Raw genomic sequence first — 26,463 nt, forward strand, 5'->3', positions numbered from 1 at the left:
CTAAAATTACTCCTGCTCTGGGCTGCGTAAATAATAGCCTACTCCACGTCTTGTTACAATCCACATTGGATGGCTTGGATTATCTTCAATTTTTTCACGTAATCTTCGAACTGTTACATCTACCGTACGCACATCACCAAAATAGTCATAACCCCATACAGTTTGAAGCAAGTGTTCACGCGTCATGACTTGTCCAATGTGCTTCGCTAAATAATGCAGCAGCTCAAATTCACGGTGAGTCAGTTCAATCGTTTCTCCGCGCTTAGACACGATATAGGCATCTGGGTGAATAACAAGTGCTCCAATCGTAATTTCATTCGTTTCGCTTTCTTCCGTTGGAACAGCTACCTGCTGATGTCTACGTAAATTAGCTTTTACACGTGCTAATAATTCACGCGTACTAAACGGCTTAGTTACATAATCATCTGCACCTAATTCTAGACCTAAAACTTTGTCAATTTCAGAGTCTTTTGCTGTTAACATGATAATTGGCATATCATATTTTTTGCGCACTTCTCGGCAAACTTCCATTCCATCTTTCTGAGGAAGCATAATATCTAATAAAATCATTTCAGGCTGTACTTCTTCCACTTTTTCAAGTGCTTCTACGCCATCATAAGCACAAAATACTTCGTAACCTTCTTTTTGCAAATTAAACTTTAAAATATCTGCAATCGGCTTTTCGTCATCTACGACTAAAATACGTTTATCCATGATCATCGTTCTCCTTTATTAGTTGAAGCAAAATATAAAAGATAGTATTCATACTGTTTGAATACCGTAGTTTTATTATACTTGATAACCCTTGAAACGTCACAAGTTCATCCTCTACTATACATGAAGATATATGATTTTCAACCATCTCTAAATACAAAAGTAATATATTACCACAAAAGAGATACAAAGCAAATAACGTTTTCTTTTAAATGTAAATAAAAGAAAAAAGCATGACTTTAAATAAAGTCATGCTTTTTGATGGCTCGGGACGGAATCGAACCGCCGACACAAGGATTTTCAGTCCTTTGCTCTACCAACTGAGCTACCGAGCCAAAATGGCGGTCCCGACGGGAATCGAACCCGCGATCTCCTGCGTGACAGGCAGGCATGTTAACCGCTACACCACGGGACCTCAGTCTATATGCTATGTATTAAAAATGACCCGTACGGGATTCGAACCCGTGTTACCGCCGTGAAAGGGCGGTGTCTTAACCGCTTGACCAACGGGCCACGTTGTAACAAAAGTGAGCCATGAAGGACTCGAACCTTCGACCCTCTGATTAAAAGTCAGATGCTCTACCAACTGAGCTAATGGCTCATGTTATATCTCTTAGCGACGTTTATTATAATAACATGATATTTCATATGAATGCAATAGTTTTTTTAAAACTTTCTTTTTATTATTGAACTTTTTTAAAAAATCTTGTTAACAAAGCACCAATTATAAATAAAAAAGGTTAGCTCTCGAGGAGCTAACCTTTTTTATTTAGCTATATACACCACGTAATACATTTGTTTGTGTACGATCTGGACCTACAGAGAAAATAGATAAAGGAATACCTGTTAATTGAGACACGCGCTCTAAGTAGTGGCGAGCGTTATCAGGTAACTCATCTAATGTTTTCACACCCGTAATATCTTCTGTCCAACCTGGAAGCTCTTCATATACAGGTTCGCACTCTGCAAGTGTTTTTAAGCTAGCAGGGAATTCTTCCATAACTTCCCCTTTATAACGATAAGCTACGCAAATCTTTAATGTCTCAATTCCCGTTAATACATCAATTGAGTTTAAAGATAAATCTGTGATTCCACTAACGCGACGAGCATGACGTACAACTACACTGTCGAACCAACCTACACGGCGAGGACGACCAGTTGTTGTACCATATTCACGTCCTACTTCACGGATTTGATCACCGATTTCGTTTGTTAATTCAGTTGGGAAAGGGCCGTCACCAACACGAGTTGTATACGCTTTTGATACACCTACAACGTGTTTGATTTTAGATGGACCTACCCCAGAACCAATTGTTACTCCACCCGCTACTGGGTTTGAAGATGTAACAAATGGATATGTTCCTTGATCGATATCTAACATAACACCTTGTGCGCCTTCGAATAGTACACGACGTCCTTCGTCTAACGCATCATTTAATACTACTGATGTATCCACAACATATTTTGCAACTTGTTGACCATACTCATAGTACTCATCTAAAATTTCTTCTAATGTAAAGCCTTCTACTTCATACATTTTTTCAAGAAGGCGATTCTTTTCAGCTAAGTTTTGTGTTAATTTTGCTTCAAATACTTCACGGTCTAGTAAATCGGCAATTCGAATACCAACACGTGCTGCTTTATCCATATAAGCTGGTCCAATACCTTTTTTCGTTGTACCAATCTTATTTTCACCTTTACGTTCTTCTTCAACTTCATCTAATTTTAAATGATATGGAAGAATCACATGAGCTCGGTTACTAATACGTAAGTTTTCTGTTGTTACACCGCGATCATGTAAGTATTTTAATTCTTGAACAAGCGCTTTTGGATCGACAACCATACCATTTCCAATTACACACGTTTTGTCATTATAAAAAATACCTGAAGGAATTAAATGTAACTTATAAGTTTCACCATTAAACTTAATTGTGTGACCTGCATTGTTCCCACCTTGGTAACGTGCAATCACTTCTGCATTTTCTGATAGGAAGTCTGTAATCTTCCCTTTTCCTTCATCTCCCCATTGTGTTCCTACTACAACGACTGAAGACATATCTTAAGCACCTCCGCTTAGTAAGCAACAGCTCACTACGACATAATTTAACCATGGATAAGTGTATCAATTTATCACGCTAAAGTCAATTAAATCCGAACGATTTAACAAAAGTTATTACAAATATATCGTATTTTGCGGAACGAATGCGATAACAATAAAATAAAACCTCTCATATTGAGAGGTTTTATGCACCAGGCGGCACTCCTGCGTCATCAAAGCGCCGCTCGAGATTAACGAATTTGTTGTACTCTTTTACGAAGGCAAGCTGTACGGTTCCAACTGGACCGTTACGCTGCTTGGCTATAATAATCTCGATAATATTTTGATTTTCTGTATCTTTTTCATAATAGTCTTCACGATATAAGAAAGCTACGATATCAGCATCCTGCTCAATACTTCCGGATTCACGGATATCAGACATCATTGGCCGCTTATCTTGTCTTTGCTCTACTCCACGGGAAAGCTGTGATAAGGCGATAACAGGAACTTCTAATTCACGAGCTAAAGCTTTTAACGCACGAGAAATTTCAGATACTTCCTGCTGTCGGTTTTCTCCGCTTCGTCCATTTCCTTGAATAAGCTGTAAGTAGTCAATTAAAATCATCCCAAGCCCGCCTTCTTGCTTCAAGCGACGACACTTAGAACGAATTTCACCTACTCGAATACCCGGTGTATCATCAATATAAATCCCTGCATTGGACAAAGATCCCATCGCCATCGTGAGCTTTCCCCAGTCATCGGCTGTAAGCGACCCTGTACGCAGCCTTTGTGCATCAATATTTCCTTCGGCACACAGCATCCTCATAACAAGCTGCTGAGCACCCATCTCTAAACTGAAGATTGCTACGTTCTCATCCGTTTTCGTTGCAACGTTTTGCGCAATATTTAAGGCAAAAGCCGTTTTACCTACCGATGGACGGGCCGCTACAATGATTAAATCATTTCGCTGGAACCCTGCTGTCATTCTATCTAAATCACTAAACCCGGTTGGGATACCTGTAATGTCACCTTTTCGATTGTGAAGAACTTCGATATCATCGTACGTTTGTACAAGTACATCTTTGATATTTTGAAACACACCGCTGTTTTTACGCTGTGCTACTTCTAAAATGTTTTTTTCCGCTTCATTTAATAAAACTTCTACTTCGTCTTCCCTTGCATATCCTTCTGAAGCAATATGCGTTGCAGTACGAATTAGACGGCGTAAAATCGACTTTTCTTCTACGATTTTACCGTAATACTCTACGTTTGCAGCCGTTGGAACAGAGTTAGCTAAATCACTTAAATACGATACGCCGCCAACTTCTTCTAAGATTTTTTGATCAGCTAATTCAGACGTTACCGTTACCAAATCAACCGGTTCACCTTGGTCAGAAAGTTTCAGCATACATGTAAAGATTTTCTGGTGCGATGCCCGGTAAAAATCTTCAGGTATTAGCAGCTCAGATGCTAAGGTTAAAGAAGAAGGCTCTAAGAAAATGGCCCCTAATAGCGCTTGCTCTGCTTCAATATTCTGAGGCGGAAGACGATCAGCAAAAAGATCACTCATATTTCTATGCCCCTCTTATATTCTTTCGTATTTTCTTTCATCATAAATGTTGGCGCGAACAAATACAAGTCCGCGCCAACCCTTTATATTATTTACCTATTTTTCAATCGTACGTTTATTTTTGTTCAGTCACGTGTACCTTTACAGTAGCCGTTACTTCCGGATGTAATTTAACCGGTACATTTGTGTAGCCTAATGCGCGAATGGCATCATTTAATTCAATTTTACGCTTATCTACTTTAATGTTGTGCTTTTTCTTTAATTCTTCAGCAATTTGTTTGCTTGTGATAGAACCGAATAAACGGCCGCCTTCACCAGATTTTGCTTTTAATTCAACTGTTAGTTCTTCAAGAGTTGCTTTTAACTCTTTGTTTGCTTGAAGTTCTGCAGCTGCATCTTTTTGCTCTCTATTTTTTTGTGCTTCTAATACTTTCACATTACCGCCTGTAGCTTCAACAGCATACCCATTTTTTAATAAGAAGTTATGTGCATAACCGTCTGAAACATTTTTCACTTCACCTTTTTTGCCTTTTCCTTTTACATCTTTTAAGAAAATTACTTTCATGATCTTCTACCTCCATCTAAGTACTCATCAATTGCTTGTTTAAGCCGTTCTTCAGCTTCATCCAAACTAATGTCTTGAAGCTGAGTAGCAGCATTCGTTAAGTGGCCTCCGCCTTGGAGACTTTCCATAATAACTTGTACATTGATATCTCCAAGCGATCTAGCACTAATACCAATTAGATTATCCCGCCGCTTAGAAATAACAAATGAAGCAACCACTCCGCTGATTGAAAGCAGCGTATCTGCAGCTTGCGCAATTAACACTTGATCATACATTTTGTTTGGTTCAGCTCTTGAAATGGCAATACCTGCTGTATAAATCTCTGCATGTTCAATAAAGCGTGCTCGCTGTACATATTGCGTGATATCTTCTTTTAAAAACTTTTGAACAAGAACCGTATCTGCGCCTTGAGAACGTAAAAAAGACGCTGCATCAAACGTACGAGATCCCGTCCGTAATGTAAAGCTTTTTGTATCGACAATAATACCGGCTAAAAGTGCTGTTGCTTCTAGCATATCAATTTTAAATCGTTTTGGCTGGTATTCAAGAAGCTCAGTAACGAGTTCAGCTGTCGAGGAAGCATATGGCTCCATATAGACAAGAAGAGGATCTTCGATAAAGTCTTCTCCTCGTCTATGATGATCAATGACCACGACATTTTCAATACGATTTAACAACCTTTCTTCAATAACGAGCGATGGCTTATGCGTATCTACTACTACTAAAAGAGTATCATCACTCACAAGATTCAAGGCTTCTTCAGGCGTAATAAATCGCTCCCACAGGCCTTCTTTCTTTTTAATCTCTTCTAGCATTCGCTGAACACCTGTATCGATATGATCAGGATCCAATACGATAAAACCGTCTTTCTGGTTTACTTGCGCTACTTTTAATATCCCAATAGCAGCTCCCACAGCATCCATATCCGGGTATTTATGACCCATGATAATCACTTTTCCACTCTCTGTAATGAGCTCTTTCAACGCGTGAGAAATAACTCTTGCACGCACGCGCGTCCGTTTTTCCATTGGGTTTGTCTTGCCCCCAAAGAATTTCACTTTTCCATTTGGCTGTTTAATGGCTACTTGATCTCCGCCTCGACCTAAGGCTAAATCCAAGCTAGATTGAGCTAAAGCACCCAGCTCAGGTAAATCAGCAGCACTAGCTCCGATACCAATGCTTAATGTAAGCGGTATATTTTGTTTAGACGTCTCTTCTCGAACTTGGTCTAAGATAGAAAATTTACTTCGCTCTAAATGAATTAAGATTTGTTCATTCATAATCGCAATAAATTTCTCAGAAGACGTACGTTTAATAAAAATACCGTATTCTTGAGCCCAGCTATTTAACATAGAAGTTACTTGGCTATTCAAGTTACTTTTAACTTGATCATCCATTCCTTGCGTTAGTTCGTCATAATTATCTAAAAAGATAATGCCTAAACTTGTTCGTTCTTCTTCATACAACTTTTCGATTTCTATTTGCTCTGTAATATCAAAGAAGTACAGTAAGCGCTCGTCTCGTTTAATCACCACTTTGAATTTCCGATCATGCAACGTGACAACTTCTGTTTCCACTTCTTGTTTGATCAGTGGAATAATACTTTCGGCTACATCGTATAATGATCTTCCCACTAGTGTGTCTTCACCGAGACAAGATGCTAGAAAAGGATTGGTCCATTCAATTTGATATTCATCATTAAACAGCATAATCCCAATCGGCATTTCCATTAATGCCTCTTCGCCTACTTTTTTCAGCCGATGAGACAGCATTGAAATATAGGTTTCAAACTCATCGGACAGCATTCGCTCCATTCTCATGTATAGAAAAAGACAGGCTAATAGTAATATAAAGCCTATCATTCCTATGATCCAATTATGATAGGTCACGATACCTACTAAAATCAGAGCTATACTATACAATGAGTAAAATGGATAGCGAATGACGTTCTTTTTTGTAAAGACAGGCATCCATTTCAGCTCCTACTTTTTTAAGTTCCACAATATCTACTTTTTTGTGTCTAATTGTTTTCTTAAATTAAATCCTAAATCAATTATACCTAAGATGCGCACAATTTGAAGGATAATTGGAATAATTAATGCTAAAATTGTTACAACAATTGGAATTGCTTTGGCATACCCTTTTTGATGTGAGAAATAGAAAATAAAAGAGATCCCTTGTAACACGACTAGCATTTGCAGTCCCATCACGATGTTGATAATAGCTACGTACATAAATGTACCTTGTTCAATATTAAAAGATGGGAAGGATAAAATTAATGCAATCAAATAATACCATAGAATACTTTTAGGAAGTTTAAATTCACGAAAAGGCGGGAATGCTTGCACCTCATAACCTGTTCTTTTAAGAATAGGCGTAGCAATAAGCTGAGAGAAAAAGGCCAGAATAACTCCGCCCATAACAATTAATAGAGGCCACAGATTTTTAAACATATCAAATGCATCTCTCATTTGGTCAATTTGAGATTCCTTAACGTCTTGTCCTAAACTTTTCATCATTTCAATACTTTGATTAATCGATTGATCTAAAGCATTATTTATTTGCTCCATTAGATTAACATTAAAAACGATATTTGCTCCTACGAACAATAAAAGTAAACCTAAACTAAATGCAACCGTGCCGCCTAGTAAAATGGTATACCTTTTTTGTTTTTGTCGGTAAAGCATTCCTATTGCTAATCCACCAATACCAAATACAAATGTAAAAGGAAGAGTCAACACATTTCCAAATAACAAAGTCAATAACAACCCTACTACTAAAAATAATATTGCCTTTTTCCACCCATGACGAACGGTATACACAATAAATGGAACAGCTAGCGCTAGTTGAAAAATGGTTCCCACAACAGGTATGTATAGTGAAAAAAGCAACAGCGCCACAAACAGCGCTAAAAGAGCTGCTCCTTCTGTAATATATCGAATTCCTTTCACAACTTCACCTCGTTGATATAGACTATTATTTATTTTATCGATTCAGTTCATAAGAAGCAACTATTTGACAAAAGAGCACCTATGTAATGTAAAAAGAGGCAGTAAGGGAATCCTTACTGCCTCTTTTTGTACCGTTCATTATTCACCAGAAACATATGGTAATAATGCCATTTGACGAGCGCGTTTGATAGCGATCGTTAATTTACGTTGGTATTTAGCGCTTGTTCCAGTTACACGACGAGGTAAAATTTTACCACGCTCTGAAACGAATTTTTTAAGCATATCTACATCTTTGTAATCGATGTGAGTGATGCCGTTTGCTGTGAAGAAACAAACTTTACGACGTCTGTTGCGTCCACCTTTACGTCCACCTGCCATTTTGATACGCCTCCTTCCGCTTAAAAGTTTCTATAAAATTTTATACTCCGGATAATCTACTGCGAATTAAAACGGTAAATCGTCATCTGAAATGTCAATTGTCTCGCCATTATTTGCAAATGGATCATCATCAACGCGAGTATAACCTTGATTACCTGAGTTACGGTTCTGATTATCTCCAAATGGAGAGCCTTGTCCAGATCCTCCAGTGTTAGCAAAGTTACTGCGTTGCGTATCCCCACCGCCACTTTTCGGCTCTAAAAATTGCACACTTTCCGCTACAACTTCCGTTACGTATACGCGACGACCGTCTTGTCCTTCGTAACTGCGAGATTGTAGTCGACCATCAACACCAGCTAAACTTCCTTTTTTAAGGAAATTGGCTGCATTTTCAGCCTGACGACGCCATACAACACAGTTGATGAAGTCAGCTTCACGTTCACCTTGCTGATTTGTAAATGTGCGGTTTACCGCTAAAGTGAATGTTGCAACCGCTGCTCCACTCGGGGTATAACGTAATTCAGGATCTTTGGTTAAGCGTCCTACGAGAATTACGCGATTCATCATCAGAACCACTCCTTAAGGAAATAAAACCCAATTTATTTAAACGTTTAATTATGCTTCTTGTTTAACAACGATATGACGGATAATGTCTTCGTTGATTTTCGCAAGACGATCAAATTCAGAAACTGCTTCTGAAGTAGCCGCCACGTCAAGAATCATGTAGTAACCGTCACGGAAATCATTGATTTCGTATGCTAAACGACGTTTACCCCATTCTTTAACATTTGCGATTTCAGCACCATTATCAGTTAATACGCCGTTAAAGCGCTCAACTAATGCTTTCTTTGCTTCGTCATCAATGCTTGGACGGATGATGTACATTACTTCATACTTTCTCATCACTGTCACCTCCTTTTGGTCTAACGGCCCGAAACGGGCAAGGAGCAATAAAATATTACTCACGAATTAAAATTATAGCATACTACCATAGGCAAAGCAATACGCATTGCGGGCTGTTTCGTAAATATATGCTAATATTTTCGCCAACGACAAAAGCCGAAAGAAGATATCTCCTTTCGGGTTTTAGTCTTATACGTTAAAGCGGAAATGCATAACGTCTCCGTCTTTTACGATGTATTCTTTTCCTTCTAAACGTACTTTTCCAGCTTCACGAGCTGCTCCCATTGTTTTGGCAGCTAATAAATCCTCATATGACACCGTTTCTGCGCGAATAAATCCGCGTTCAAAATCTGTATGAATAATACCTGCACACTCAGGAGCTTTCATACCTTGTGTGAACGTCCATGCGCGTACTTCTTGCTCACCAGCTGTAAAGTAAGTAGCTAATCCAAGTAAGTCGTACGCTGCACGTACAAGCTGATCTAGACCTGACTGTTCGATGCCTAGTTCTTCAAGGAACATTGCTTTTTCTTCTCCTTCAAGCTCAGCAATTTCAGATTCAATGCGTGCACAAACAACAATCACTTCTGCACCTTCACTTGCCGCATACTCGCGCACTTTTGCTACATATTCGTTAGCAGATGCATCGGCTACTTCATCTTCAGAAACGTTTGCTACATAAAGAATAGGTTTGATTGTTAGCAAGTGAAATTGTTTTACTAATTTCATTTGCTCTTCTGTAAATGATACAGCACGAGCTGGCTGATCACTTTCAAATGCATTCTTTAGTTTCTCGAGAATTTCGTATTCATACATTGCTTCTTTATCTTTTTGTTTAGCCATCTTTTGAACACGGCCAATACGCTTCTCTACCGTTTCTAAATCGGCTAAAATTAACTCTAAATTAATTGTTTCAATATCTGAAATAGGATCTACTTTTCCTGAAACGTGCGTGATGTTTTCATCTTCAAAGCAACGCACAACGTGACAAATCGCATCTACTTCTCGAATATGAGATAAGAATTTATTTCCCAGTCCTTCACCTTTACTAGCACCCTTTACGATTCCAGCGATATCTGTAAATTCAAATGCTGTTGGAATTGTTTTTTTAGGTTTTACAAGCTCTGTAAGTTTTTGAAGACGATGATCAGGTACTTCTACAATACCTACGTTAGGATCAATCGTACAGAAAGGATAGTTCGCAGATTCTGCGCCCGCTTGTGTAATTGCATTAAATAATGTTGATTTTCCAACGTTAGGAAGACCAACAATTCCAGCTGTTAAAGCCATATATTTATTCACTCCTCTTTATATATCCGAAACAAGTTAACCTGTCACAATTATAGTGAGTCAACTTTTGAAATACAAGTTTAATAAAGAACCTTTAGTCGCACCGTTAAGATGCTTCATTTTGTCCCACCTTACAGTATAAGGCATAAACATAGAAAATGCATGAGGTTATTCCTCATGCTTTACAAGAATTTTTTTCATTTTACGTGCAAAATCACGTCTTGGAATCATTACGCTGTGGCCGCAGCCTTCACATTTAATACGGATATCCATTCCCATTCGAATGATTTTCCATTCATTTGTACCGCAAGGATGAGGTTTTTTCATTTCCACAACGTCATTTAAACCAAATTCTTTTTCCGTCATCAGCTCTCTCCTCCTTATTTCCCTTTCAACGTCGACGAATGCTGTGCTTCTTCTGTACGATTATACATAACCATACGAGGAAATGGAACTTCAATACCATGTTCATTTAACCTTGTACGCACTTCTTTACGAATCATACGAGAAATATGGAAATGTCTCATTGGTTTTACTTCGCTTGTAATCCTCATTGTGACTTCAGTTGCATGGATATTTTGAACCCCCAGCAATTCAGGCGTTTTAACCATATCTTCATAGCGGCTTGGCAATTCTTCTAAGAGCTCTAAAATCACTTTTTCTGCTTTTTGTATGTTTTCTTCATAAGAAATGCTTACATCAACGAAAGCTACGCTGTTATGTAACGAAAAATTAGTGACCTCCACAATACTGCCATTGGGCAAGATATTAATTTCGCCTGTCCAACTTTTAATCTTTGTTGTTCGCAGACCAATTTCTTCTACAGTTCCCTCAAATGTTCCTACTCGAACATAATCGCCAACGGAGAACTGATCTTCAAAGATAATAAAAAATCCCGTGATGATGTCTTTCACTAAGTTTTGAGCACCAAACCCTACCGCAAGCCCTACGATTCCAGCACCAGCTAGCAATCCTCGAACATCTACTGATAACGTTTCTAAAATCATAACTCCCGCAACGAAATAAATAGCATAAGAAAAAACGTTCTGAAGCAAACGGACCATCGTAGCTTCTCGTCGCTCAGAAATACGCAGAGGGCTATTTGTGCGAACCTCTACAAATTTATTTAACGCTTGCTTTCCAATTCGAATTAAAAACATGGAAATAAGCAGAATCAACAGAATTTTTATGAAGCCTTCTCCAATATGTGCCCACGTTTCTTCTTGAAAAAATGGTTCAAATACGTTCTTAAAAACTGACGTCAACGAATTCATACTACATGTAGCTCCTATCGTAACATACTCTACATACGAGAAAGTTTTAATCTATTGTAGCAAGTTTCTACGAACTTTTGTAGCGATTTCGAAATGGATATAATAGAACGGCTGTTACTAAAAATAAATTGACGATTCCATACATTGGATACAAAACGGCAATCAAAGTAGAAAAACCTAACTTTGTAAAGGGAATCATTAAAAGTAGCCAGCAGGCTGCCAGTTTCCAAAGAGATTGCACCTTTTCAGTATGAAAACGCGCGGTTAGTCCTAAGATTCCCGATACGGCTGTTGTATAAATTGCAATGAGCAAAACAATGCTCATTAAAAACAGCATCGTATAAGGAAAGTCTTTAAGAATAGCGAATAATGGAATTTCATAAGAAGAAAGAAGGCCTGAAACTTGAATAAGCGATTCATTATAAATAAAGGAAAGCCCCCCTAATAAAAACCCGCTGCCAACACTTGCAATATAAATCTCTTTTTTGCTTTTAATTTCCTTTCCAATTGTAGATAATACCGCGACAAGAGGAAGAATATTTAACGCCGTAAAGGTAAAAGCAGCAGGCCAATTATGCTGAAGGTGCCAATCAGTTACTCCAGGATGACGTAAAACAAATGTAAGAAGGACACCAGCTAGTCCAATCATTAAGATTGGCATAACGAAAGAATTGATAGAAAGAAGCCCATTTAATCCTCTTGAAAAAACAAAGACGATAAAAGCACTAAGAGCGCCAATTCCCCACCAATAAGGAACATGCCACATTTCCAATGTCGCCCCGCCGCCCGCGATCATAATCACCGTCGTCGTAAACAAATAAAAAACGATTAAAACATCATAGGCCGCAGCCCATCTCTTTCCTATTAATTCAATTAGTACTGGGTAAAATTGATTGGTTCGGTAGCGATAGCTGATTTGCATAATCACATTGCAAGAAATCGCAAAAATAATAGAAAATAGAAAAATAGCAAGTCCGCTTTCTTCGCCAAAAAACTGCCATAGCTCTCTCCCTGAAGCATACCCAGCGCCTATCATGGTTCCCATAATTAAGAATATCCATTTACATCCTGCTCTCCACATCGATTTTCCCCCAATCCATGAAATATATGTATAGAATCTTCAAAATCTTCGTATACTGTTACTATTATGTATAAGGAGTGGACCCTATGAATTTAAAATCTCCCTTCTTTGAGAAGACACAACATTCAACCCGCGTATTTCATGATGAAGAATCTGCTATAAAGAAGCTGAGTACACAGTTACTATCTTTACTTCCAGCACAGAAAGACAGACCAATTGTTTTTGTATGTATTGGAACGGACCGTTCAACTGGGGACTCATTGGGTCCATTAGTCGGAACGAAACTGAATGAAAAAAAGGTTTCATCTTTTCACATTTTTGGAACGTTAGAAGAGCCTGTTCATGCTGTTAATTTGAAAGAAACGTTAAAACATATTCAAAAGCTTTTCCCGAATCCTTTTATTATTGGAATTGATGCTTGTTTAGGTCGTATGAAAAGCGTAGGCTCTGCATCACTTGGAATAGGACCCGTTAAACCAGGAGCAGGAGTTAATAAAGAATTGCCACCAGTCGGGGATATTCATATAACAGGGGTTGTCAATGTGAGCGGGTTTATGGAGTTTTTCGTCTTGCAAAATACGAGGCTTCACCTCGTTATGTGCATTGCCGATTTAATTGCGAAAAGCATTGAGACTGTACACAACGAACGAGAGAAAGAGTTTAATAATTCTTCGGTTTACCAACCTGTAAGACATTATAAACAATAAAAAAGGTTGTCCTAAAACTAGGACAACCTTTTTTATACAGAAGATTTGTTGGTCTGAGAAAGATCGTTAAATAATTCAAGAAGACGGTTTAAATCTTCTTTAGAGAAAAATTCGATTTCAATTTTTCCTTTTTTCTTGCTTTGTGTAATGTGAACAGAGGTACCAAAACGCTCACGAAGCTGTGTTTCACTTTGTTTTATAAATAAATCTTTATCTTTTTTAGTTTTTGATGTTTCACGTGGAACGGCTTTATTTAAGTGGGCAATATAAGCCTCTAGCTGTCTAACATTCAATTGTTCCTTGCGTATTTTTTCAACGACTTTAGGTAGAAGAGCTTTATTTTTCAAACCGACTAGCGTACGCCCGTGGCCCATAGACAATTCATTAGTAGAAATGAGGGTTTGAATTTCCTCAGGCAACTGCAAGAGGCGAACATAGTTAGCAATATGAGGTCGGCTTTTTCCCAGTCGTGTAGCAAGTTGCTCCTGTGTCATATCGAGCTTATCCATAAGCAATTGATAAGCGGTTGCTTCTTCAATTGGTGTCAAATCTTCACGCTGTAAATTCTCCAACAAAGCTAGTTCCATCATTTGCTTTTCTGAAAAGTCTTTTATAATGACAGGAACAGTAGCAAGGTCGGCTTCTTTAGCAGCTCTAAATCGTCTTTCACCCGCTAAGATTTCATAGCCTTTAATGCTTTTGCGAGCTACAATAGGCTGTAAGATGCCATGATGTAAAATGGATTGCTTTAACTCATTAATTGCTTCTTTATTAAACGTTTTACGTGGTTGATAGGGGTTGGGTCTGAGTTCGTGAATAGCAACTTCCTGAATTGAATCATCAGCCTGTGCATCTAAGCCTGAAAATAAGGCATTAATTCCTTTCCCTAATCCTTTCGCCATTATAAATCACTTCCTTTGCAAGTTCCGTATAAACTGCGGCCCCTCTAGATCTTGCATCATATAAGATAATTGGTTCACCATGACTAGGTGCTTCGCTCAAACGAACATTTCGAGGAATAATCGTTTGATAAACGCGATCCTGAAAGTACTTCTTCACTTCTGCTGTTACCTGAAGTCCTAAATTTGTGCGTGCGTCAAGCATAGTCAGCAATACACCTTCGATACGCAGTTGATTATTCAAATGTTTTTGCACTAATCTAACGGTATTTAGCAATTGACTTAATCCTTCAAGCGCATAATATTCACACTGTACAGGTATTAAAACAGAATCAGCTGCCGTTAACGCATTTAATGTCAGTAAACCAAGAGAAGGGGGACAATCAATAATAACATAATCAAAGTGATCTTTCACCGTTTCTAAAGCTCTCTTAAGTCGAACTTCACGTGAAATGGTGGACACTAATTCAATTTCTGCGCCAGCTAATTGAATGGTCGCAGGAATGATTGATAAATTTCCGACAGCTGTTGAACGCACGACGTTTTTGGCTTCCATATCTTCCACGATTACATTATAAATACATTCATCTACATCTGCTTTATCTATGCCAACTCCACTCGTAGCGTTACCCTGGGGATCTCCGTCTACAAGTAGAACCTTTTTTCCTTGTTCAGCTAAACAAGCTCCTAAATTAACAGCGGTTGTTGTTTTTCCAACTCCGCCTTTTTGATTCGCAACTGCCACAATTTTCCCCATGTTGTCACCTACTTTCATTTCCATCCCATTTGTCCAGACAGTTTAATTGTTCATTGAATTTTCTGACGAAAAACTTTGATAAAAAAGCCTCATCAAAAAAGATGAGGGCTATTTCTTTATTTTTTCGGAATCTTAATAGTAAACTGAAAATACTCATCAAACTCTTCTTCTTCCGTGTTCAATGAAATACCGCTGTCACTAACCATTGTCAAGGATTGACGAATTGTATTCATTGCGATGCGCGTATCTTTACTAAACGCTTTTCTTTTTGCTTTTGGCTTTTTAACCTGCGTTTCTAACAATTTAACTACTCGATCTTCCGTTTGTTTTACATTTAATTGTTTTTCAATAATCTCAGCTAATACTTGAAGTTGTTTTTCTTGATTTTTGAGGGGAATGAGCGCTCTTGCATGTCGCTCTGTAATCAATTTTTGTTTGATTGCTTCTTGTATTTCAACAGGAAGCTTTAACAAACGAAGCTTGTTTGCAATTGTGGATTGGCCTTTTCCTAAACGTTGAGCTAATGCCTCTTGGGTAAGATTATGTAACTCAATTAACTTTGCGTAGGCTAGCGCTTCTTCGACAGCCGTTAGCTCTTCACGTTGTAAGTTTTCTATTAAAGCCACAGAGGCCGTTTCTGTATCGTTAAAATGTTTCACAATTGCAGGAACCGTATCCCATCCTAAGCTTTGTACAGCTCTCCACCGGCGTTCTCCAGCAATTAATTCGTATTCTTCGCCCTCAGTCGGTCGAACCACAATAGGTTGAATAATACCGTGTGTATGAATAGTCAGAGCTAGCTCTTCAATTTTTGCTTCATTAAACACAGTACGCGGCTGGTAACGATTTGGAATAATACTTGAAACCCTAATTTGTTTTACTTCATCTCTTAAAACTTTTTCGACATTTTCATCTTGGACAGTTTCAATCTCTACATGAATATCCTCATCTTTTTCTTTTAAATTAAAAAAACGTGAAAAAGCAGATTTCATAGTCCCACACCACCTTCAGGAAAATCCCGCCTTAAACTAATTCGATGTTTTTTAACCATATCCTGCTTTCTAAACAGAAAATATAGAGAAGAAAATGTTTCATATGAAACATTCTCTTCTCTATCTATTTAATGCCTACTCTAGTGGAAGCTTAACTGGGGTACCAGGTTTTCTAGGATATTTTTTAGGCGTTTTCTTGATTTTGTCTATTAAAATAATGTAACGTTCACTTTGCTCCAAAGGCAATTGGAAATGTTCAATCGACTTCACTTTTCCGCCTAATACTTGGAATGATTTTTCTCCATTTTTTAATTCCTCTGGGGCAGAAGCACCTTTCATTGCTAAAAAGCGTCCTTGTTCTTTAACAAGCGGTAAGCAAAATTCATTAAGAACCGAGATACGTGCCACGGCTCTTGCTGTTACAAGATCGAATGACTCGCGAATTGTTTCTTTTTTACCAAATGTTTCAGCCCGATCATGACATAGTGTGACATTGTCTAGTTCAAGCTCATTTACAAGATGCGTTAAAAACGTAATACGCTTTTGTAACGAATCAACGATTGTTACATGCAAATGCGGGAAGCAAATTTTGATCGGAATACTTGGAAATCCTGCTCCTGCACCTACATCACACATGGATTCAATTTCTGTAAAGTCTTGAAAAAAAGCAGCTGAAATAGAATCGTAAAAATGCTTTTCATACACTTCACCGTGATCAGTGATAGCAGTTAAATTCATTTTTTCGTTCCATTCCACTAAAACTTGATAATACTTTTCAAATTGATTCAGCTGTTTAGAAGAAAGAGAAATTCCCTTTTCTTCTAATAGCTGTTGAAACTGTTGAATATTCATTGAGTTTCCCTTTCTTCGCGCCTAAGAGTTTTAATCATTTGATACTTTAGCGATGCGTCCTTGTTCAATATAAACAAGCAAGATTGAAATATCAGCTGGGTTGACTCCAGAAATACGTGAAGCTTGCGCTACCGTTAGTGGCCGCACTTGGTTTAATTTTTGACGTGCTTCTGTAGCTAAACCGTTAATTGCATCATAATCAATATAATCAGGAATCTTTTTGTTTTCTAACTTCTTTAAGCGTTCAACTTGCTGAAGTGATTTCTGAATATATCCTTCGTATTTCACCTGAATTTCTACTTGTTCAGCTACTTCAGGATCTACCGTCTCATCAGCTGGTGCTAATTGATGAATATGAGTATATGTCATTTCAGGACGGCGAAGTAAATCTGTCGCACGAATGCCATCTTTTAATTCGCTGCCGCCAGCTTCTTTAATCAGTTGTTGAACAGCTTCGTTCGGCTTAATAATAAAGGAGAAAAGACGTTTCTTCTCTTGCTCGATTTCCGCTTTCTTCTGTTCAAATTTAGCATAGCGCTCATCGCTGATTAATCCTAGTTCACGACCAATTTCAGTAAGGCGTAAATCAGCGTTATCATGACGAAGCAATAAACGATATTCTGCACGAGACGTTAGCAGACGATACGGTTCATTTGTTCCTTTTGTTACTAAATCATCCACCAATACACCGATGTAAGCATCAGAACGTCCTAAGATGACTTCTTCTTGTTCCAGGGCTCTTCTTCCCGCGTTAATTCCAGCAAGAAGACCTTGGCCTGCAGCTTCTTCATAACCAGATGTTCCGTTAATTTGTCCAGCCGTATAAAGATTTTTAATTTTCTTCGTTTCAAGCGTTGGCCATAACTGAGTCGGAACAATTGCATCATATTCAATAGCATAGCCCGCACGCATCATTTGGACTTTTTCAAGACCCGGAATTGTCGCAAGCATTTGACGCTGTACGTGCTCAGGAAGACTTGTTGATAGTCCTTGAACATATACTTCTTGCGTATTTCGTCCTTCTGGCTCTAAGAAAATTTGGTGGCGCGGTTTATCATTAAAGCGCACAACCTTATCTTCAATAGATGGACAGTAGCGTGGTCCAGTACCTTTGATCATCCCAGAATACATAGGAGATAAGTGAAGGTTGTCATCAATAATTTGATGAGTTTGTTCACTTGTATATGTTAACCAGCAAGGCAGTTGATCTGTAATGTACTGTGTTGTTTCGTATGAGAAAGCACGAGGCACATCATCCCCAGGCTGAATCTCTGTTTTGCTGTAATCAATAGTTGAGCTATTAACACGAGGTGGAGTTCCTGTTTTAAAACGGACCATGTCCAGCCCTAACTCCTCTAAGTGTTCAGAAAGCTTAATAGCCGGTTGTTGATTATTAGGACCGCTTGAATATTTTAGTTCACCTAAAATAATTTCCCCGCGTAAGAATGTCCCTGTCGTAATAACAACTGTTTTAGCTTTATACACAGCTCCCGTTTGAGTGACAACGCCCGTACATACACCGTCTTCTACGATTAACTGTTCTACCATGCCTTGCATAAGCGTTAGATTTTCTTCATTTTCTAACGTTTTTTTCATTTCATGCTGATAAGCAAATTTATCTGCTTGAGCTCTGAGTGCTCGAACGGCTGGACCTTTTCCTGTGTTTAACATTCTCATTTGAATATGAGTTTTATCGATATTTCTACCCATTTCTCCGCCAAGAGCATCAATTTCACGTACGACAATACCTTTTGCAGGACCGCCTACAGAAGGGTTGCAGGGCATAAATGCCACCATGTCTAAGTTGATGGTCAACGTTAACGTTTTAGCACCCATACGCGCAGAAGCAAGTGCCGCTTCACAACCTGCATGACCTGCTCCAATGACAATAACATCATATTGTCCACCTTCATATTGCATAATAGTAGCCTCCTTTAATAATCTATTTTCCTAAACAGAATTGAGAGAACAACTGATCAATTAAGCTTTCGTGAACAGCATCACCAATAATTTCACCTAATAGTTCCCACGTTCTTGTTAAATCAATTTGGACGATATCGATTGGAACACCACTTTCAATGCCTGTGATGGCCTCATCGATAGCTCCTCTTGCTTGCGTTAAAAGCGCAATATGTCTCGTATTAGATAAATATGTTAAATCTTGAGATTCAATTGTTCCTCCAAAGAAAAGAGCTGCAATTGCTTCTTCAAGCTGATCTACTCCTTGTTCTTGAAGAAGCGAAGTCGTCACTATTGGATGATCACCAGCAAATTGCTGCACTTCCTCTAGATTAATTTTTTGCTCAAGATCTGTTTTATTCACAATCACGATAACGTCCATGCCTTTTACAGCTTCAAATAGCTTTTTATCTTCGTCCGTTAGTTCTTCATTAAAATTCAACACAAGCAAAATTAAATCTGCTTCTTTCAAATACTGACGGGAGCGTTCCACACCAATTCGTTCTACAATATCTTCTGTTTCACGAATTCCGGCTGTATCAACTAATCGGAGAGGAACTCCTCGCACATTGACGTACTCTTCGATTACATCTCGCGTCGTTCCAGGAATGTCTGTGACAATGGCCTTTGCATCTTGCACTAAACTATTTAGAAGAGAAGATTTCCCTACATTAGGACGTCCAATAATAACCGTAGCCAATCCTTCTCTTAAAATTTTTCCTTGATGAGAGGTTTGAAGAAGCTTATCAATTTCTTGGCGTACATTTGAAGCTTTTTCGATCAATACTTGGTGAGTCATTTCCTCTACATCGTCATATTCTGGGTAGTCAATGTTTACTTCTACATGGGCAAGTGTTTCGAGAATTTCCTGCCGTAAATGACGTACTAGCTTGGACAAACGCCCTTCCATTTGGCCAATCGCCATATTCATCGCTTTATCTGTTTTGGCACGAATTAAATCCATGACAGCTTCTGCTTGTGACAAGTCTACTCGACCATTTAAAAATGCTCGTTTTGTAAACTCACCCGGCTCAGCTAAACGGGCACCATTTGCAATAACTAATTGCAGCACACGATTAACGGATACAATTCCTCCGTGACAGTTAATTTCAATAATGTCTTCTCTAGTAAATGTCTTGGGACCTTTCATAATGGAAAGCATCACTTCTTCGACGACTTGCTCTGTCTTGGGATCTACGATATGACCGTAGTGAATAGTATGAGAAGCTACGTCTGTTAATCGTTTGTTCGAAACGCTTTTAAAGATACGATCTGCAATCGTAATGGCTTCTTCACCACTCAGACGGACGATGGCAATAGCTCCTTCTCCCATTGGTGTAGAAATGGCCGCAATTGTATCAAAATCTAGCACCAACTTCACCTCATTTCATTTTATAAACCTTTTATTTTAAACGATGTTATATACTATCATCGTTAACAATTTTCCACGAACAAAAACATCTATTTTAAGGCCCGTAATTTGTATGAACCAAATAAATAGAATACCACAATTCACCGATTTAGAACATCTCTAACGTTCTTCTGTTATGCACAGTAAGAAAAACAGGCAGTATGTACTATTTTAACTTATCCACATGTGAATAACAACGTATGTAACTTGATTTTTTGAACGCTAGCTTGATAAAAGTAAACATAAAAAAGCACTAGCGCATTTTGCTAGTGCTTTTTTCCGATGGGCTGAACCAAAATACTTCTTTTTGGTTCTTTTCCGACAGAGTGTGTCTCAACTAAAGAATTTTTAGCTAACACTTGGTGAATCATTTTTCTTTCATGCGAAGGCATTGGTTCTAGTTGAACAGATCGATTCGTTTTAATCGCCTGATTTGCTATTTTTAATGCCAGTTTTTCGACCATTTCTTTTCGTTTTTCTCGGTAGCCTTCTGGGTTTAATACAACATTTAAAAATTGTTGACTGTATCGATTAGCTACCAGTTGTGTGAGAAGCTGGAGCGCATTAAGGGTTTGTCCATGTTTTCCAATCAACATTCCCGCAGAATCGCTACTAATCTCAATTATGCAGTTTCTCGAGGTTTTTTTGACGTTCGTATGAATCGAAATCCCCATTTCACGGCTAACATTTGTAATAAAATGAACCGCTTCCTCTACAGGGTCAACTATTTTTGTAACTTTTACAACTGCAGGTTTTCCCTTAAAGATTCCTAAAAATCCTTTTTTGCCTGGTTCAATTATTTCTACATTTGTTTGATTTCGCTCTACTTCTAAAGCATCTAATGCTTCTTGAACAGCAGCTTCAATCGTCTGGGCCGTAATTGTGATTTCGTTCATTTTTTAACCCCTTCAATACTCGCTTGTTTTAAGTCTGGCCCTTTAATGAAGTAGGTTTGAATAATCATAAAGAGATTTCCCACTACCCAATAAAGAGATAAGGCGGCTGGAAAATTGATTGCAAAAACCACAATCATAATCGGCATAACCCAAAGCATCATAGCCATTTGAGGATTTTGATTTGCATTTCCGGCCATCATCATCTTTTGCTGAATAAACGTTGTGATTCCTGCGACAATTGGTAAGATAAATAGCGGGTCACGCGCACCTAAATCAAACCATAAAAAGCTGTTGTTTGCGATTTCTGATGTTCGTGTAATCGCGTGGAAAATCCCAATAAGAATGGGCATTTGAATTAGAATTGGGAAGCAACCAGCTAAAGGATTTACTCCGTAAGTTTGGAATAATGCCATCGTTTCTTTCTGCAATTGCTGCTGCGTCTGGGCATCTTTTGAACTGTACTTCTCCTTTAACTTCTGCATTTCGGGCTGAAGTGTCTGCATTGCTTTCGTGTTTCTCATCTGTTTAATCATAAGCGGTAGAATAAGTAAGCGAATCAGGATTGTGACAACGATGATCGCAACTCCATAGCTTTTAAATACCTCCGCCAGATACGTAATGACTAATGATAGCGGATACACAACATACTCATTCCAAAAACCTTTACTATCATCTGTAATAGGTTGGTTAATTTCCGTACAACCCGCTAAAACAGTTAATAGAAAGATAAGCGTTATCCCTAAAAACAACTTCTTCTTCACCTGTTTTTCCTCCTTCTACATGTTCACCTTTCAATTCTGAAAGTGCGTCAAAATCCATTATATAAGGATGCGGTAGAAAAACAACAGCTATTAAAGGCTTTTCTTCTATTGTTTATTAATCGTTTTGTCTATGTGTAAGTAATTTGCCACGCTTAAAGACATGCTGCAAGCTGCTTTTAATTTCTTCATAGCTCATTGTTGCAGCAGGCTGCCTTGCAATTACAATATAATCTTTGTCTTGCTTCAAATACGGTGTGAATTCAAACATAATTTGTTTAGCAAGGCGCTTAACTCGATTACGAGTCACGGCATTTCCAATCTTTTTGCCCACGGAGAATCCTACGCGGAAATGTTCTTGATCCGGTTTGTCTAGAACATACAAGACAAATTGGCGATTCGCTACGGATTTGCCCTTTTTAAAAACTGTTTGAAATTCATCATTCTTTTTTATACGATATCTTTTTTTCATTTTTAACAACTCCTGCCCTTTTTCAGGTCATGCTTTTATGTAGTCCCTACAGGAACAGAGGTGATTTTAGTCTTATAAAGCGAAAAAAGACCACTGGCGTCAGTGGTCTATTATGCTGATAATACTTTTCTTCCTTTACGACGACGACGAGCTAAAACTTTACGTCCATTCGCTGAGCTCATACGAGCGCGGAAACCGTGTACTTTACTGTGCTTACGTTTGTTTGGTTGGTAAGTTCTTTTCATCTATAAACACCTCCTCGAGGAATAACTGAAAAAGACAGTCCTTGCAATTATAATGAAAAGACTAAGAAGATGTCAATGTTATTTAAAAAATAAAATTTTCAATCTCTTGGTTTCATTATCTGTTTTACTCAATCTTCTTCATTCTAATATCTTTATAACCCAGTTGTCTATACCTAATCAACAAAATTCATTGATTTATTAAAGAAAAAATTTTTCCTTTTCATCTCCTTTTCTTTCTCTACCAGCTGCGATCTCATCGTTACTGAACAAAACTACAACAATAAATGTTATAAAAAGCCTCTTTTTTATTCAAATTCTTCTCTTAAACCTTTGTGGATAAGTTTTTTCGACATTTTTCTACTTTTCCATTTCTTATCGACAACTCATGCACACTATCTTGTGTTGTGGAAAACTTTTCTCCACAAGGTGTAGTGATTGTGGATAAGTTTCGAAAATTCATTGCATCATGCCGAATTCTTTGATATTATATTTTTGTTTTCACTCTTAATTACTTTTCCACAGTTGGTTTTTATCCACAAACTGTGGACAACTTGTGGACATCATTTCCACTATCACTGTATAAAGTTATCCACACCATGTGGAATCTGTCGAATAGTCGGCTTTCTTCTATAATATATATTTACCCACATAATAGCAATTGTATAAATATAAATTTTTTATGCATAAGGTTTTGTACAGGTTGTACAAGGGTTGTACAAAGCGCATAAAAGCTAGAAAAAGGAGGGATTGCTCGTTGGAAAACATTCATGATTTATGGAATAGAGCTTTAGATCAAATTGAAAAAAAATTAAGCAAACCTAGTTTTGAAACCTGGCTCAAATCGACAAAAGCTCATGCTTTACAAGGAGACACGCTCATTATTACTGCGCCTAATGATTTTGCACGGGACTGGTTAGAATCTAGGTATTCTAATTTAATTGCTGAAACGCTTTATGATCTTACGGGGGAAGAGTTAGATGTAAAATTTATTATTCCACCTAACCAGGCCGAGGAAGAATTCGATATTCAAGCTCCTAAAAAGAAAGTCAATAAAGACGATGGAGCAGAATTTCCTCAAAGCATGCTAAATTCGAAGTATACCTTTGATACATTTGTTATCGGATCTGGAAATCGGTTTGCGCATGCAGCTTCTTTAGCAGTAGCAGAAGCGCCGGCTAAAGCGTATAATCCGCTTTTTATTTACGGGGGAGTAGGATTAGGTAAAACACACTTAATGCATGCCATAGGCCACTATGTGTTAGATCATAATCCTGCCGCGAAAGTCGTGTACTTATCATCTGAAAAATTCACAAATGAGTTTATTAACTCTATTCGTGACAATAAAGCAGTAGAATTCCGCAACAAATACCGTAATGTAGATGTTTTACTGATTGATGATATTCAATTCTTAGCAGGTAAAGAGCAGACACAAGAAGAATTTTTCCATACGTTTAATACGCTTCACGAAGAAAGCAAGCAGATTGTCATCTCAAGTGATCGACCGCCGAAAGAAATTCCTACACTTGAAGATCGACTTCGCTCTCGCTTTGAATGGGGCCTTATTACAGATATCACACCACCAGATTTGGAAACACGAATTGCTATTTTGCGTAAAAAAGCAAAAGCGGACGGCTTAGTTATTCCAAATGAAGTTATGCTTTATATCGCCAATCAGATTGATTCAAATATCAGAGAATTAGAAGGCGCACTTATTCGTGTAGTAGCTTATTCTTCACTAATTAATAAAGATATAAACGCTGATTTAGCAGCAGAAGCATTAAAAGATATCATTCCTAGTTCAAAACCTAGGGTTATTACGATTCAAGACATCCAACAGATTGTTGGACAAGAATTTAATATAAAATTAGATGATTTCAAAGCGAAGAAACGTACAAAGTCAGTTGCGTTTCCTAGACAAATTGCCATGTACCTTTCTCGCGAACTAACGGATTTTTCGCTACCTAAAATTGGAGAAGAGTTTGGTGGGCGAGACCATACTACTGTCATCCATGCTCATGAAAAAATCTCAAAACTTGTTCAAACAGATACTGACCTACAAAAACAAATTAAAGAAATAAGTGAATCACTAAAAATATAGGCTTTTTTTACTTGTATTTTGTGTATAAGTGAGTTAGGATTGTACACAGTCTGTCCACATGTGGATAGGCTGTGTTCTCACGTTTTTAGGGGTTATCCACATTTCCACAGCCCCTATTACTACTACTATCTTAAAATATAATAAATAATAAGCTTTTAAACCTACTTTTAAGGAGGATTAATTATTATGAAATTTATCATACAGAAAGACTATCTAGTTCAAAGCGTTCAAGACGTTATGAAAGCTGTATCTTCTAGAACAACAATTCCAATTTTAACGGGGATTAAAATTGTAGCGACTGAAGAAGGTGTTACCTTAACAGGAAGTGACTCCGATATCTCGATTGAATCGTTTATTCCAAACGAAGAAGAAGGAAAAGAAATTGTTGATATCCAAAAACCAGGAAGCGTTGTTCTCCCAGCTCGTTTCTTTAGTGAAATCGTAAAAAAGCTTCCTAAAGACATTGTAGAATTAGACGTCCAAAGTCACTTTTTAACAATCATTCGTTCAGGAAAAGCTGAATTTAACTTAAATGGTTTAGATGCAGAAGAGTATCCTCATTTGCCACAGATCGAAGAAAACAACATGTTTAGATTACCGACAGACTTATTAAAAAACATGATTCGACAAACTGTCTTTGCGGTGTCCACCTCAGAAACACGACCTATCTTGACAGGTGTAAACTGGAAGGTCGATGGCAAAGAATTAACGTGCATTGCCACTGACAGCCACCGTCTAGCTTTGCGAAAAGCGACCATTGAAACTGGAAATGAAGCAACGTATAATGTGGTTATTCCAGGTAAAAGTTTAAGTGAATTCAGTAAGATCCTTGATGATTCTCATGAATTAGTAGACATTGTTATCACGGAAAATCAAGTATTATTCAAAACAAAACATTTACTATTTTTCTCAAGATTATTGGACGGGAATTATCCTGATACTTCAAGATTGATTCCAGCTGATAGTAAAACGGATGTTATATTGAACGTAAAAGAATTCTTGCAATCAATTGACCGCGCTTCTTTATTAGCTCGTGAAGGAAGAAACAACGTAGTAAAACTATCTACGCTGGATGAGGGAATTGTTGAAATTTCTTCTAACTCTCCTGAAATCGGAAAAGTAATTGAAGAGGTACAAAGTCAGTCTATCTCAGGAGAAGAATTAAAAATTTCTTTTAGCGCAAAATATATGTTAGACGCATTAAAAGCGCTCGAAGGAACAGATATCAAAATTAACTTCACTGGTGCGATGCGTCCATTTGTCATTCGAACATTAGAGGATGATTCAATGCTGCAGCTGATTTTACCAGTGCGAACATATTAAATCTCAGAAAGCTACTAGCATGCCGTACTAGTAGCTTTCTTTTCTCAAGGAGAATTATTTAGTAAAATAGAGATACACCATTAGAAAGTGAGAGAGTCGCATGAAAACAGAAGTTAAAATTTCAACTGAATACATTACGCTTGGCCAGTTTTTAAAACTAGCAGACGTCATTCAAACAGGTGGAATGGTAAAATGGTTTTTAAGTGAGCACGAAGTATATGTAAACGGGGAGCTAGAAGAGCGCCGCGGACGTAAATTATATGCAAATGACGAAGTGGATATACCGGCTGCAGGATCATTTGTTGTCATTACTTAAAGTTGGTGAAACGT

27 protein-coding genes and 4 tRNA genes are annotated in these 26,463 nt (G+C 37.8%); 4 read left to right on the forward strand and 27 right to left on the reverse strand.

Going from position 1 to position 26,463, the window contains the following annotated elements; translation table 11 throughout:
• Positions 1-6 precede the first annotated feature (6 nt).
• The 17 genes from yycF to BG04_RS11390 form a co-directional block, all read right to left on the reverse strand.
• Complete coding sequence (gene yycF / locus BG04_RS11310) at positions 7-714, reverse strand: response regulator YycF (RefSeq protein ID WP_013085552.1); 708 nt, start codon at positions 712-714, stop codon at positions 7-9.
• A gap of 262 nt (positions 715-976) precedes the next feature.
• Positions 977-1,049: transfer RNA gene (locus BG04_RS11315), tRNA-Phe, on the reverse strand.
• A 4-nt stretch (positions 1,050-1,053) separates the two neighbouring features.
• Positions 1,054-1,129, reverse strand: a tRNA-Asp gene (locus BG04_RS11320).
• 26 nt (positions 1,130-1,155) lie between these two features.
• A tRNA-Glu gene (locus BG04_RS11325) sits at positions 1,156-1,227 on the reverse strand.
• A gap of 15 nt (positions 1,228-1,242) precedes the next feature.
• Positions 1,243-1,315, reverse strand: a tRNA-Lys gene (locus tag BG04_RS11330).
• 168 nt (positions 1,316-1,483) lie between these two features.
• Positions 1,484-2,770 (reverse strand): adenylosuccinate synthase, encoded by a 1,287-nt coding sequence (locus tag BG04_RS11335; protein WP_013085553.1) that lies wholly within the window; start codon positions 2,768-2,770, stop codon positions 1,484-1,486.
• Positions 2,771-2,957: 187 nt separating this feature from the next.
• On the reverse strand, positions 2,958-4,322 hold the full coding sequence (dnaB, locus tag BG04_RS11340; RefSeq protein ID WP_013059909.1) for a replicative DNA helicase: 1,365 nt from the start codon (positions 4,320-4,322) through the stop codon (positions 2,958-2,960).
• Positions 4,323-4,437: 115 nt separating this feature from the next.
• A complete protein-coding gene (rplI, locus tag BG04_RS11345; protein WP_013085555.1) occupies positions 4,438-4,887 on the reverse strand; it encodes a 50S ribosomal protein L9 in 450 nt (149 codons plus the stop codon).
• Positions 4,884-6,857 (reverse strand): DHH family phosphoesterase, encoded by a 1,974-nt coding sequence (locus BG04_RS11350; protein WP_034648181.1) that lies wholly within the window; start codon positions 6,855-6,857, stop codon positions 4,884-4,886. The genes rplI and BG04_RS11350 overlap by 4 nt, the downstream gene beginning before the upstream one ends.
• Positions 6,858-6,893: 36 nt before the next feature.
• Positions 6,894-7,838 (reverse strand): YybS family protein, encoded by a 945-nt coding sequence (locus BG04_RS11355; protein ID WP_034648180.1) that lies wholly within the window; start codon positions 7,836-7,838, stop codon positions 6,894-6,896.
• A gap of 138 nt (positions 7,839-7,976) precedes the next feature.
• Complete coding sequence (gene rpsR / locus BG04_RS11360) at positions 7,977-8,216, reverse strand: 30S ribosomal protein S18 (protein WP_013059913.1); 240 nt, start codon at positions 8,214-8,216, stop codon at positions 7,977-7,979.
• 66 nt (positions 8,217-8,282) lie between these two features.
• Complete coding sequence (gene ssb, locus BG04_RS11365) at positions 8,283-8,783, reverse strand: single-stranded DNA-binding protein (RefSeq protein WP_013059914.1); 501 nt, start codon at positions 8,781-8,783, stop codon at positions 8,283-8,285.
• A gap of 48 nt (positions 8,784-8,831) precedes the next feature.
• The gene (gene rpsF, locus BG04_RS11370; RefSeq protein WP_013059915.1) at positions 8,832-9,119 is read right to left on the reverse strand and encodes a 30S ribosomal protein S6; all 288 of its coding nucleotides are present in this window, start codon (positions 9,117-9,119) and stop codon (positions 8,832-8,834) included.
• Positions 9,120-9,308: 189 nt separating this feature from the next.
• Positions 9,309-10,409: a redox-regulated ATPase YchF gene (ychF, locus tag BG04_RS11375; RefSeq protein ID WP_013059916.1), complete on the reverse strand. Its 1,101-nt coding sequence runs from the start codon at positions 10,407-10,409 to the stop codon at positions 9,309-9,311.
• A 168-nt stretch (positions 10,410-10,577) separates the two neighbouring features.
• Positions 10,578-10,775, reverse strand: coding sequence for a DUF951 domain-containing protein (locus BG04_RS11380; protein ID WP_013059917.1), 198 nt, complete (start codon positions 10,773-10,775; stop codon positions 10,578-10,580).
• 14 nt (positions 10,776-10,789) lie between these two features.
• The gene (locus BG04_RS11385; protein WP_013085559.1) at positions 10,790-11,683 is read right to left on the reverse strand and encodes a mechanosensitive ion channel family protein; all 894 of its coding nucleotides are present in this window, start codon (positions 11,681-11,683) and stop codon (positions 10,790-10,792) included.
• Between the two features lie 67 nt (positions 11,684-11,750).
• On the reverse strand, positions 11,751-12,764 hold the full coding sequence (locus BG04_RS11390; protein WP_013059919.1) for a YkvI family membrane protein: 1,014 nt from the start codon (positions 12,762-12,764) through the stop codon (positions 11,751-11,753).
• Between the two features lie 86 nt (positions 12,765-12,850).
• Between BG04_RS11390 and yyaC the strand changes: the two genes are divergently transcribed.
• On the forward strand, positions 12,851-13,471 hold the full coding sequence (gene yyaC / locus BG04_RS11395) for a spore protease YyaC (RefSeq protein WP_016765991.1): 621 nt from the start codon (positions 12,851-12,853) through the stop codon (positions 13,469-13,471).
• Positions 13,472-13,503: 32 nt separating this feature from the next.
• Here the strand turns inward: yyaC and BG04_RS11400 are convergent, their stop codons facing one another.
• The 10 genes from BG04_RS11400 to rpmH all read right to left on the reverse strand — a co-directional run bounded on the left by BG04_RS11400 (position 13,504) and on the right by rpmH (position 22,712).
• Positions 13,504-14,373 (reverse strand): ParB/RepB/Spo0J family partition protein, encoded by an 870-nt coding sequence (locus BG04_RS11400; protein ID WP_013059921.1) that lies wholly within the window; start codon positions 14,371-14,373, stop codon positions 13,504-13,506.
• Positions 14,345-15,127, reverse strand: coding sequence for a ParA family protein (locus BG04_RS11405; protein ID WP_013085563.1), 783 nt, complete (start codon positions 15,125-15,127; stop codon positions 14,345-14,347). The genes BG04_RS11400 and BG04_RS11405 overlap by 29 nt, the downstream gene beginning before the upstream one ends.
• A gap of 116 nt (positions 15,128-15,243) precedes the next feature.
• Positions 15,244-16,119, reverse strand: a complete 876-nt coding sequence (gene noc, locus BG04_RS11410) for a nucleoid occlusion protein (RefSeq protein ID WP_013059923.1) — start codon at positions 16,117-16,119, stop codon at positions 15,244-15,246.
• Positions 16,120-16,254: 135 nt separating this feature from the next.
• Positions 16,255-16,971: a 16S rRNA (guanine(527)-N(7))-methyltransferase RsmG gene (rsmG, locus tag BG04_RS11415; RefSeq protein WP_013085565.1), complete on the reverse strand. Its 717-nt coding sequence runs from the start codon at positions 16,969-16,971 to the stop codon at positions 16,255-16,257.
• Between the two features lie 30 nt (positions 16,972-17,001).
• Entirely contained in the window at positions 17,002-18,891 is a 1,890-nt protein-coding gene (gene mnmG / locus BG04_RS11420; RefSeq protein ID WP_013059925.1) for a tRNA uridine-5-carboxymethylaminomethyl(34) synthesis enzyme MnmG, read from the reverse strand.
• A 22-nt stretch (positions 18,892-18,913) separates the two neighbouring features.
• Positions 18,914-20,302 (reverse strand): tRNA uridine-5-carboxymethylaminomethyl(34) synthesis GTPase MnmE, encoded by a 1,389-nt coding sequence (gene mnmE / locus BG04_RS11425; RefSeq protein ID WP_013085566.1) that lies wholly within the window; start codon positions 20,300-20,302, stop codon positions 18,914-18,916.
• Between the two features lie 305 nt (positions 20,303-20,607).
• The gene (gene jag / locus BG04_RS11430; RefSeq protein WP_013085567.1) at positions 20,608-21,237 is read right to left on the reverse strand and encodes an RNA-binding cell elongation regulator Jag/EloR; all 630 of its coding nucleotides are present in this window, start codon (positions 21,235-21,237) and stop codon (positions 20,608-20,610) included.
• Positions 21,234-21,998 (reverse strand): YidC family membrane integrase SpoIIIJ, encoded by a 765-nt coding sequence (gene spoIIIJ / locus BG04_RS11435; protein WP_034648179.1) that lies wholly within the window; start codon positions 21,996-21,998, stop codon positions 21,234-21,236. The genes jag and spoIIIJ overlap by 4 nt, the downstream gene beginning before the upstream one ends.
• A gap of 115 nt (positions 21,999-22,113) precedes the next feature.
• The gene (gene rnpA / locus BG04_RS11440; RefSeq protein ID WP_013059929.1) at positions 22,114-22,467 is read right to left on the reverse strand and encodes a ribonuclease P protein component; all 354 of its coding nucleotides are present in this window, start codon (positions 22,465-22,467) and stop codon (positions 22,114-22,116) included.
• Positions 22,468-22,577: 110 nt separating this feature from the next.
• Positions 22,578-22,712: a 50S ribosomal protein L34 gene (gene rpmH, locus BG04_RS11445; RefSeq protein WP_013059930.1), complete on the reverse strand. Its 135-nt coding sequence runs from the start codon at positions 22,710-22,712 to the stop codon at positions 22,578-22,580.
• A gap of 754 nt (positions 22,713-23,466) precedes the next feature.
• Between rpmH and dnaA the strand changes: the two genes are divergently transcribed.
• The 3 genes from dnaA (at position 23,467) to yaaA (ending at position 26,449) form a co-directional block, all read left to right on the forward strand.
• Positions 23,467-24,810, forward strand: coding sequence for a chromosomal replication initiator protein DnaA (dnaA, locus tag BG04_RS11450; RefSeq protein WP_013081315.1), 1,344 nt, complete (start codon positions 23,467-23,469; stop codon positions 24,808-24,810).
• 186 nt (positions 24,811-24,996) lie between these two features.
• Positions 24,997-26,133, forward strand: coding sequence for a DNA polymerase III subunit beta (gene dnaN / locus BG04_RS11455; protein ID WP_013054821.1), 1,137 nt, complete (start codon positions 24,997-24,999; stop codon positions 26,131-26,133).
• A 100-nt stretch (positions 26,134-26,233) separates the two neighbouring features.
• Positions 26,234-26,449 carry a S4 domain-containing protein YaaA gene (yaaA, locus tag BG04_RS11460; RefSeq protein WP_013054822.1) on the forward strand — a complete coding sequence of 72 codons (216 nt, stop codon included), beginning with the start codon at positions 26,234-26,236 and terminating at the stop codon, positions 26,447-26,449.
• Positions 26,450-26,463 lie beyond the last annotated feature (14 nt).

The sequence above is a fragment of the Priestia megaterium NBRC 15308 = ATCC 14581 genome (assembly GCF_000832985.1).
Taxonomy (GTDB): domain Bacteria; phylum Bacillota; class Bacilli; order Bacillales; family Bacillaceae_H; genus Priestia; species Priestia megaterium.